This is a genomic window from Flavobacterium notoginsengisoli, assembly GCF_014207905.1.
GTDB lineage: Bacteria > Bacteroidota > Bacteroidia > Flavobacteriales > Flavobacteriaceae > Flavobacterium > Flavobacterium notoginsengisoli_A.
This window is the reverse complement of sequence record NZ_JACHLB010000012.1, coordinates 90,071-100,682: the sequence shown is the minus strand read 5'-3', so window position 1 is coordinate 100,682 and position 10,612 is coordinate 90,071. Positions and strand designations below refer to the sequence as shown.

At 32.7% G+C, this 10,612-nt stretch carries 8 protein-coding genes; 6 read left to right on the top strand and 2 right to left on the bottom strand.

Features of this window, described 5'->3' with window-relative positions:
• Positions 1–538 precede the first annotated feature (538 nt).
• Positions 539–1,225 (bottom strand): DUF4294 domain-containing protein, encoded by a 687-nt coding sequence (locus tag HNP35_RS23410; protein ID WP_184168102.1) that lies wholly within the window; start codon positions 1,223–1,225, stop codon positions 539–541.
• A gap of 80 nt (positions 1,226–1,305) precedes the next feature.
• Here HNP35_RS23410 and HNP35_RS23405 point away from each other — a divergent pair, with 80 nt between their 5' ends.
• From HNP35_RS23405 to HNP35_RS23380, 6 genes are all read left to right on the top strand, one after another.
• Positions 1,306–2,394 carry a M42 family metallopeptidase gene (locus HNP35_RS23405; protein ID WP_184168100.1) on the top strand — a complete coding sequence of 363 codons (1,089 nt, stop codon included), beginning with the start codon at positions 1,306–1,308 and terminating at the stop codon, positions 2,392–2,394.
• Positions 2,395–2,459: 65 nt separating this feature from the next.
• Positions 2,460–3,140, top strand: a complete 681-nt coding sequence (locus HNP35_RS23400; RefSeq protein WP_184168098.1) for a response regulator transcription factor — start codon at positions 2,460–2,462, stop codon at positions 3,138–3,140.
• Positions 3,137–4,498, top strand: coding sequence for a HAMP domain-containing sensor histidine kinase (locus HNP35_RS23395; protein ID WP_184168096.1), 1,362 nt, complete (start codon positions 3,137–3,139; stop codon positions 4,496–4,498). Before HNP35_RS23400 ends, HNP35_RS23395 begins: the two co-directional genes overlap by 4 nt.
• An 84-nt stretch (positions 4,499–4,582) precedes the next feature.
• Positions 4,583–5,830: a TolC family protein gene (locus HNP35_RS23390; RefSeq protein WP_184168094.1), complete on the top strand. Its 1,248-nt coding sequence runs from the start codon at positions 4,583–4,585 to the stop codon at positions 5,828–5,830.
• Positions 5,831–5,842: 12 nt separating this feature from the next.
• Positions 5,843–6,928 (top strand): efflux RND transporter periplasmic adaptor subunit, encoded by a 1,086-nt coding sequence (locus HNP35_RS23385; protein ID WP_184168092.1) that lies wholly within the window; start codon positions 5,843–5,845, stop codon positions 6,926–6,928.
• 3 nt (positions 6,929–6,931) lie between these two features.
• Positions 6,932–10,030, top strand: a complete 3,099-nt coding sequence (locus tag HNP35_RS23380; RefSeq protein ID WP_184168090.1) for an efflux RND transporter permease subunit — start codon at positions 6,932–6,934, stop codon at positions 10,028–10,030.
• Between the two features lie 176 nt (positions 10,031–10,206).
• Here the strand turns inward: HNP35_RS23380 and HNP35_RS23375 are convergent, their stop codons facing one another.
• Positions 10,207–10,587 carry an ankyrin repeat domain-containing protein gene (locus tag HNP35_RS23375; protein WP_184168088.1) on the bottom strand — a complete coding sequence of 127 codons (381 nt, stop codon included), beginning with the start codon at positions 10,585–10,587 and terminating at the stop codon, positions 10,207–10,209.
• Positions 10,588–10,612: the final 25 nt, after the last annotated feature.

The following is a 10,612-nucleotide window of genomic DNA, read 5'->3' as shown; positions in this document are numbered from 1 at the left end:
TTTTCAATCTTTTTTCGATCTTTTTCTTAACCTGCTGATAACTCATTCTTTACAGTTTCATTTTTTTTGATGACTTGTGGGGTTTTTCTGAACCACGGTGCGGATTTATTAGTTTTTCCGCGTTTTCCTATTCCCCTTTTACGGAGTTTTCATTCTTTGAACACGTTTTTAGGGAGAATCTATCCTTCTCTCTGCCGTTTTCCATCTCGCAAAGACGCAGAGGCGCGAAGTTTTTTTCCTTTTTATCCCTTAAAGCCCTTCTGAAAAGGGATGCCCTAGCCCCGATAGAAGCGGAAATCCTTTTTGCGGCGGGGTTCGCCGCAAAAAGATTGCAGCGGATAGCGGGAAACAGCTCCTAAATTAATATCAATACTGAAATCCCAAATTCCAATAGACAATACGCAATAGACGCACTGCGGTGCGCCTCTACAGGAAATTGTAATCTGGTTAATTATAACACTATTATATATATGTATAAAAACAAACCCGACAGTTTTTGAAATCTGTCGGGTTTTATACTATTATATATATGTAACTTTTAATTTGGCTTATTTAATTCTTTTGCCCTTTGTTGCCATTGAGTTGCCAAATCATCATAATTTATTGGAGTCGCAGGTTTTTGATTTACTAATCTCCCCGATTCAAATGCTCGTACTAAAATTGTTTCTATTAAATAGTCTTCATTTACATCGTAGGGTTTGTATTCGGTCTTTAAACTAATGTCAAATAAATTTGCCGTTGTATTAGAAACAAATGCTTTGAATCCGCTTTTTAATGTTTTGATAAGCTCGTAAGTTGTTATTCCTGTTTGACGGTGAATTAGCTTTACCAATATCTGCCCCTGTTTTCTCGAAAGCTTTTTAAGTCTATCCTCAAATTCATTGTTAAGATAGTCTTCTACAATTTTAAAGTATTTCTTTTTCTCGCTTCTGGTTTTCAAACGAGCCATTCCATTATTTAATGCAGTCAGACGTTCTGAAGCCAATTTAGCATAAGGATAAACTTTATAAACTCTATTTTGAAGAATCTGAAATTGCTTCAATTCTTCTGCACTTAACTTTTTCTCTTTAGAAATAATTATTTCAGGCAATTGAATTGTATCATTTAAAATAGAATCTTTTTCAGTTAATATATATCCCATCTGTTCGCTCTCTTTTGGAGTAACCTGGGCATGACATGAAAAAGAAACAAATAGTATAAATAAAATAAAGCTGGTTAATCTCATCGAATCATAATTTAAATGTAAAATTATATATTTATACACAACTCTAATACCAAATTTATATTTTAGCAAAAAAATATTTTATGAGCACAAAATCTATCTTGAAAGATACATCAATAGCTTTTTTGGAAAGCTACCTAAATAACGCATCTCCTACTGGATATGAAAGCGAAGGGCAAAAGCTTTGGATGAATTATTTAAAACCATATGTTGATACTTTTATAACTGACACTTATGGAACAGCTGTTGGAGTTATTAATCCTGATGCTCCTTACAAAGTAGTTATCGAAGGGCATGCTGATGAAATTTCGTGGTTTGTAAATTATATTACTGATGACGGATTAATATATGTAATAAGAAATGGTGGATCTGATCATCAAATTGCTCCATCTAAAAGAGTAAATATTCATACTAAAAAAGGAATTGTAAAAGGTGTTTTTGGATGGCCAGCAATTCACACCCGTTTACGTGATAAAGAAGAGGCTCCAAAATTAAGCAATATCTTTATTGATCTTGGCTGTGAAACGAAAGAACAAGTTGAAGCAATGGGAGTTCATGTAGGTTGCGTGATTACTTATCCAGACGAATTTATGATTCTAAACGAAAATAAATTTGTTTGTCGTGCAATTGACAACAGAATGGGCGGTTTTATGATTGCGGAAGTGGCAAGACTACTTCATGAAAACAAAAAGAAACTTCCGTTTGGATTGTATATCGTAAATTCTGTTCAGGAAGAAATTGGTTTGCGAGGCGCTGAAATGATTGCACAAACTATTAAACCAAATGTTGCTATTATAACAGATGTTTGCCACGACACTACTACTCCAATGATTGATAAAAAAGTCGAAGGTGATTTAAAGATGGGGAAAGGCCCTGTTATTGCTTATGCTCCAGCTGTTCAGAATAAATTACGAGATTTGATTGTTGATACTGCCGAAGAAAAGAAAATTCCTTTTCAACGAAATGCAACATCAAATGCTACAGGAACAGATACTGATGCTTTTGCATATAGCAATGGTGGCGTGGCTTCTGCATTGATTTCGTTGCCTTTACGCTATATGCATACAACTGTTGAAATGGTTCAGAGAGAAGATGTTGAAAATGTGATTCAATTGATTTATGAATCTTTGCTAAAAATTGAAAACAACGAGACTTTTTCTTATTTCAAATAAGACCTATCTTTAATGTAAATCTGGTCTGAATTTTATTTAGGTCAGATTTACAAATAAAAACTAACATGAAAATATTACTACTCGAAGACGATTTTACTTTATCTAAAGAAATCTCCACATTCTTTTCGACAAAAGAATTCGAGTGTACTCCATATTATGATGGAACTTTTTTATTAAAAAAATATTTCCCTTACGATTACGACATCATAATTCTTGATATTAATGTTCCCGGAATAAACGGAATTGAAGTTTGTAAAGGCATTCGAGAAATCGATAAAAAAACACCAATTATTATGCTGACTGCTTTTAGCGAAATTGAAGATAAATTATCTTCTTTTGATAGCGGTGCAGATGATTATTTGGTAAAACCATTTCATTTTGACGAATTGTACGCTCGAGTACAATCACTTCTGAGAAGAAAAGAAGTTCCACAGCAAATTGAGAACAAAATAGCGGTTAAAGATTTAGAGATTTTTGAAGAAGAAATGAAAGTTTACAGATCTGGAGAAGAAATTAAACTAACTCCAAAAGAGTTTAAACTGATTCTTATTCTTGCTCACGCTAAAGGAAAAGTGTTGTCAAAACAATTTATTGCCGAAAAACTTTGGGATTATCATATAGAAACCAATCAGAATACTATTGAAGTTTATATCAACTTTTTGAGAAAAAAGATAGATAAAGATCATGAAACTAAACTTATTCGTACCAAAGTGGGTTACGGATATTATTTAAGCGATCAGGAATGACATTAAAAAATCGAATATCACTTTTAGTCAGTTTGCTGTTTACCATTTTATTTGGGCTGGCATCTACTGTGATATTTATTTTGTATTCTAATTATCGAAAAGAAGAATTCAGAGATCGTTTAGAAATCAAAGCTTTATCGAACATAAAATTACTAGTTAACGTAAAACAAGTCGACAATCAGCTTTTAAAAATAATCGATCAAAATTCTATTAATAAGTTGTATGATGAGAAAACATTGGTTTTTGATTCTAATTACAAACTCATTTACAGCAGTATTGATGACGCAAAAATTAATTGGTCTGTTGATGATTTAAAATATTTAAAGAAAAACAAAACGTTTTTTAAACAACAGGGAGATTACGAAGTCTATGGTGTTTTTTATGATACAAATGATAAAGATTTTTATGCCTTAATATCGGCTACTGACGATTATGGGAAAAAGAAATTGCTTTTTTTACGTTACACCTTAATTGTATCCTACATTTTTTTCACTTGCGTATGTTGGGTTATTACTTCCTTTACGGTTAGAAAATTGATGAATCCACTTAATGATTTTCATCAAAAAATTAAGAACATAAACGAAAACAATCTCGATACCCGAATTGAATCTAAAAGCAGTAAAAATGAAATTGATTTGATTGCGGATGAATTCAATTTTATGATGGATCGAATTGAAATTTCGTATCAAAAACAAAAGGAATTTACTGCACACGCTTCCCATGAATTAAGAACACCGCTTTCGCGAATGACTTCTCAGATAGAAAATGCCATTTCTGATCCTGAAATTCAGCCCAAAAATAAATCGTTCTTAAATGGAATATTGGAAGATGTCAATCATTTAAGCGAATTGATTCATTCTCTTCTTATTCTTTCTAAAATTGACAATAAAAGAACCGAAACTCACGAAACCCAACGAATTGACGAAATCTTATTTTTTTCAATTGAAAAGATAAATAAAGCTTTTCCAGATTTTGTCATTCTTTTTGAAATTGAAGAAAGTGATGATCTAGATACTGCTTTGGAAATACAAGGAAATAAAAATCTTTTAGAAATCGCTTTAACGAATGTTCTAAAAAACGCTTGCATTTATTCAGACAATAAGCAAGCAAAAGTAAAAATAAGCACTGATCATTATCATCTAATTGTATCGGTTTCGAATACCGGAAATACATTAAGCGAAGAGGAACAAAAAAATCTTTTTCAGCCTTTTATGCGTGGACAAAATTCTAAGGGAACTTCAGGTTTTGGACTTGGTTTAAGAATTGTTCAAAGAATATTGACCTTGCACAAAGCAAACATAACTTACTCGATACCAAATATTAACACGAATTTATTTCAGTTATTTTTCAATTTGTAAACTTTTTTAAGCTATTTTTAAGGTAGATTTTAAGGTCTCTTAAAGCCTGTTGATAGCATATTTGTACAAATTAAAAATGATACAATGAAAAAGTTATTCGCACTGCTGTTATTTGCACTTCTCAATCAAGCCGCAATAGCTCAAAAAACAGTTACTCTTCAAGACTGTGAAACTCAATTTTTAAAAAAGAATCTATTTTTATTGGCATCTCAATATAATATTGATGCCTCAAAAGCCCTAACCATTCAAGCTCGTATTTGGGACAATCCTACGATTTCAGCTGAATTAAATGCCTATAATCCTGAACGAGATAAGTTTTTTGATATAGGTAAAGAAGGTCAGAAAGTCTTTGCTATTGAACAGCTTATTTATCTTGGCGGAAAAAAACGAAACGAAGTAAAATTAGCGCAAGCAAATGAAAAATTAGCAGAACTTCAGTTTAACGATTTGCTACGAACTCTAAAATTTCAATTGCGAAAAAGTTTTTTCACCGTTTATTATAACTCCAAAAATCTCGAAAACACAGATAGGCAGTTGGCTCATATTGAAAACCTGATTAATTCGTATTCTGTACAGGCACAAAAAGGAAATATTCCGCTAAAAGATGTTGTTCGTCTACAGTCATTGTATCTTAATTTTAAAAATGAACGTCTAGAAGTAATAAACGACAATATTGAAGAGCAAGCTAATTTGAAACTTTTAATGAATGAAACCGAAAATGTAATTCCTCAAGTTAGTAAAGACGATTCTGATAAATATTTAAAAGTTATTGACTTTGATCTTAAAGGTTTTGAAGAACAAGCAATAGCAAATCGCCCAGATTACTTAGCTAAACAAAAAGAAATAGATGCTAACGAATTGAATGTAAGATGGCAAAAATCTCTTTCTGTTCCAGACATTACTTTAGGAGCAAATTATGACCAACGTAGTGGCGCTTTTAACCGTGAAGCAAATGTAAGCGTTGGGATTCCGTTGCCTCTTTGGAATAAAAATAAAGGAAACATTAAATATGCACAAACCATTTTAGAACAATCAAAAGTTGAAAAACAAAATTTTGAGTTGCAGCTACAAACAGAAATTACTTCTGCATGGACCAAATGGGATGAATCAAGACAAAATTATTCTGTAATTAAACCTACTGTAAATTCAGATTTTGAAGCCGTTTACAACGGAATGTTAACCAACTTTCAAAAACGAAATGTGAGTCTTCTAGAATTTACCGATTTTATGGAAAGCTACAATCAAGCGATAATTCAGTTGAATGAATTAAAGAAAAAAGTTGTTATCGCAGGTGAAGAATTAAACAGTACCATCAACAAAGATTTATTTTAAAAAATTATAGAAATGAAACATATATTATTCTTAGGAATCGCAATTGTAAGTTTATCTCTAACAAGCTGCAAAAAAGAAGTTGAAAATCCTCAAACCAATACTTCTTTTGTTTTAAGTAACGATATGCTAAAAACGACAACAACTGCAAATGCCGAAATGCAGCCCCTAAAAAATGAGTTGAGTTTTTACGGAAAAATTACGGCTGACAATAATAAGATGATTGATGTCTATCCTTTAGTTGGAGGAAATGTAATGAAAGTAAATGTTGAACTTGGTGATTACGTAAAAAAAGGACAAGTTTTAGCTACAATAAAAAGTACCGATGTTGCTGATTTTGAAAAACAATCTATCGACGCTAAAAGTGATTTATTGGTTGCAAAAAACAATTTGAAAGTAGCTCAAGAATTATTTGATGGAAAATTAAATTCTGAAAGTGATGTTCTTCAAGCAAAATCTGAAGTCAATAAAGCGCAATCTCAATTAAGCAAAATCCAAGAAACGTATAAAATATACAATATTAAAGCTGGATCTATTTACGAAGTTACAGCTCCAATAAGCGGTTTCATTATTCAAAAAAGCATCAATCAAGATATGCTTCTGCGAAATGATCGTTCTGAAAATATTTTTGACATTGCAGAAATCAGTGAAGTTTGGGCAATGGCTAATATTAATGAGATTGATATTAATAAAGTAAAATTAGGAACTAGCGCTGCCGTAACAACATTAAGTTATCCAGACAAAACTTTTAATGGTAAAGTTGACAAAATCTACAATGTTATCGATCCCGAAACAAAAGCAATGCAGGCGAGAATCAAATTAAACAATCCTGATTACATGCTTAAGCCTGACATGAATGCGAATATTAAATTGTCTTTTAATGAAAACCAATCTATGATAGCCGTACCAAGTAAAGCGATTGTGTTTGATAAAAGTAAAAACTTTGTTGTCGTTTTTAAAGATCGCAACAATATCGAAACCAGACAAGTTGAAGTGTACCGAGTTGTTGGAGATACAACTTATATCTCTAGTGGATTAAAAGAAAACGAGAAAGTAATCACAAACAATCAGCTGTTTATTTATGGTGCTTTAAATAATTAAGACATGAACAAATTCATAAAAAATATCATTGCTTTTTCTTTAAAGAATAAAGCATTTACCTTCTTTTGGGTTGGATTATTGGCTGTTGCAGGATTTATTTCTTTCAAAAATATGCCTATTGACGCGTTCCCAGACGTTACCAATACTCAGATTATCATTATCACACAGTGGAACGGGAAAAGTGCAGAAGAAGTAGAGCGTTTCGTAACGTCTCCAATTGAAATTTCGATGAACTCTGTTCAAAAAAAGACCAGTGTTCGAAGCATTACTATGTTTGGTTTATCGGTTATAAAAATTATTTTTGACGATGGCGTAGATGATACTTTTGCTCGTTTTCAGGTAAACAATCTTCTTAAAAACGTTTCGCTTCCTGATGATGTTGAACCAGATGTTCAGCCTCCTTATGGACCAACTGGTGAAATTTTCAGATATATCGTAAAAAGCAAAAGCAGAGACAGTAGAGAATTATTGACTTACCAAAACTGGGTAATCGATAAACAATTGCGTGCTGTTCCAGGTGTCGCAGATTTGAATGTATTTGGTGGACAAACCAAAACGTATGAAGTTGGTGTAGACCCAATAAAATTAGCTAAATACAATATTTCTCCTCTTCAAGTTTACAATGCTGTTGATGCCGGAAACTTAAACGTTGGTGGTGATATTATTGAAAAAAATGGTCAAGCGTTTGTTGTTCGTGGTGTCGGCCTTTTAAAATCTATAACCGATATCGAAAACATTATTGTTGATGATGCTGGTGGAAATCCCATCTTGGTTAAAAACGTTGCTTCTGTTTATGAAAGTGCCATGCCAAGAGTTGGTCAAACTGGACTTGGAAACAATGACGATGCTGTTGAAGGAATTGTTGTAATGCGAAAAGGTGAAAACCCGCAAGAAACTTTAGCATTGCTAAAAGCAAAAATTAAAGATCTTAATGATAATGTTCTGCCAAAGGACATCAAAATCGAAACATTCTATGATCGTGATAATCTGATGAATTTTACGACCGAAACGGTTATGCACAATTTATTTGAGGGTATTATTCTGGTAACTTGCGTGGTGTTTCTTTTCATGGCAGACTGGCGAACTACTTTTACTGTTTCTATTGTAATTCCGCTTTCTCTACTATTTGCATTTTTATGTTTGAAAATGATGGGAATGAGTGCCAACTTACTGAGTTTAGGTGCTGTCGATTTTGGAATTATCATTGATGGTGCCGTCGTAATGGTCGAAGGACTATTTGTAGTTCTAGATCATCGAGCGCATCAATTGGGAATGGAAAAATTTAATAAAATTGCCAAAGGAAGCTTAATTAAGAAAACAGGAACAGAAATGGGTAAAGCTATTTTCTTTTCAAAACTGATCATTATTACGGCTTTACTTCCAATTTTCTCTTTCCAAAAAGTAGAAGGAAAAATGTTCTCTCCTCTAGCTTTCACTTTAGGGTTTGCATTGTTAGGAGCACTTATTTTTACTTTAACTTTAGTACCTGTTCTTTCGCACATATTATTAAATAAAAATGTAAAAGAGAAACATAATCCATTTGTGAATTTTTGGGATCGAATCGTGTCTAAAGGATTTGCATGGACATTTAAACATAAAGTTCAGACCCTAATTGCTTCATCAGCATTACTGGCCGCAGTTTTCTTTTCTGCTGGTTTCTTAGGAACCGAATTTTTACCACAATTAAATGAAGGTGCCTTATGGGTTACTGCAGAATTGCCAATGAGTACTTCACTTCCAGAAAGTGTTAAAACAGCTGCAATGATTAGAAAAGACTTGGAAACTTTTCCTGAAGTAAAAAATGTGTTATCGCAAACGGGACGAAGTAACGATGGTACAGATCCAAATGGTTTCGGATTTATTCAGCTTCAAGTTGATTTAAAACCGCAAAAAGAATGGACTCGTAAAATTTCTATGGATGAGCTGATTAATGAAATGGATAATAAATTGAAAGTTCATCAAGGAATTACATACAATTATTCGCAACCCGTAATTGACAACGTTGCAGAATCTGTTGCAGGATTTAAAGCATCAAACGCTGTAAAAATCTATGGCGACGATTTAGATAAACTAGATCAACTTGCCAATGAAGTTTTAGCAAAGATTAGAAATATTCCAGGTATAAAAGATGTCGGAATTCTTAGAAATGTTGGTCAGCCAGAGATAAGCGTAATTCTAGATCGTGAAAAAATGGCTGCTTATGGAGTAACTTTAAGTGATGCTCAAGCAGTTTTAGAATTAGCATTCGGAGGAAAAACAGCAACTCATAAATATGAAGACGAAAAACGATTTGATGTGAGAGTTCGTTATTCTAAAGAATATCGTAAAGACGAAAAAGACTTAGAAGAATTGAAAGTTCCAACAATAAGTGGTGTAAAAATTCCATTAAAAGAAATCTGCGATCTTAAAAGTGTAACTGGTCCAGCATTTATTTACAGAGATAATACAAAACGTTTCATCGGAGTTAAATTTTCTGTTCGTGATCGAGATTTAGGAAGTACAATTGCCGAAGCACAATCAAAAGTAAACGAACTGAAACTTCCTGCTGGTTACACAACAGGCTGGACTGGAGAATTTGAAAATCAAGTTCGTGCCAGTGCGCGTCTGGCTCAAGTGGTACCAATCAGTTTGATCGGAATTTTTGTTCTGTTATTTATTTTGTTTGGAAACTTTAAAGATTCTTTACTTGTTCTAGCTAACGTTCCGTTTGCTATTATCGGTGGAATTATAGCACTGCATCTTACAGGAATGAACTTCGGGATTTCAGCTGGTGTTGGTTTTATTGCCCTTTTAGGAATTTGTATTCAAAATGGTGTAATCCTAATATCTGAATTCCATCATAATTTAAAGGCCAAGTTTACGCTCGAAGAATCTATTTTTATGGGAGTTAAAGCAAGAACAAGAGCCGTAGTAATGACCGCTTTAATGGCTTCGATAGGATTAATGCCTGCAGCAATTTCTACAGGAATTGGTTCAGAATCTCAAAAGCCACTTGCAATCGTAATTATTGGAGGGTTAATAACAGCAACAGTTTTGACATTATTGGTTTTCCCAATTCTATTTTGGGTATTCAATCGTAAAAAACATGTACCAATCGAATAATAATTTATTTTTTTAGATTTTTTTAAATCAATTGTTGGGTTTAAAAAAGGAAAAGCATCATTCTTGTAATGGTGCTTTTTTGTTTTTGGAAATCAATTATAGCTTAAATAAAAAGCAAAAAAATGACCTTTTGCTCAGAAAGGTCATTTGTCCACTAACTCAAAGTCTTAAACTGATTATTTCAAATCTTTCAAAATTGCAATTGCTTCTGTAGCATTTGACAATTCTGCGTATTTTAATGCAGTAAATCCTTTGTCATTTTTCTCATTTGGACGTGCGCCGTTAGCTAATAAAACTTTAATAATTTCTACTTTATTGTAACGTGCCGCAGTCATTAATGGTGATAGGTCTTCAGACATTTGGTTTACGTCTGCTCCATATTCAATAAATTTCTTTACAGTTTCAAGATCTCCTTTACTAATTGCAACTGTCAAAGGAGTTGCATAGGTTCTAGTACGCTCTACTTTATTTTTTAAAGTTGAAGTTCCGTTTGAAGCCATTGCTACATTTCCTAATGATAATAAGGCTACTCCTAAAATAATAACTGATTTTTTCATAATGATTGATTGTTTTATTAATGAT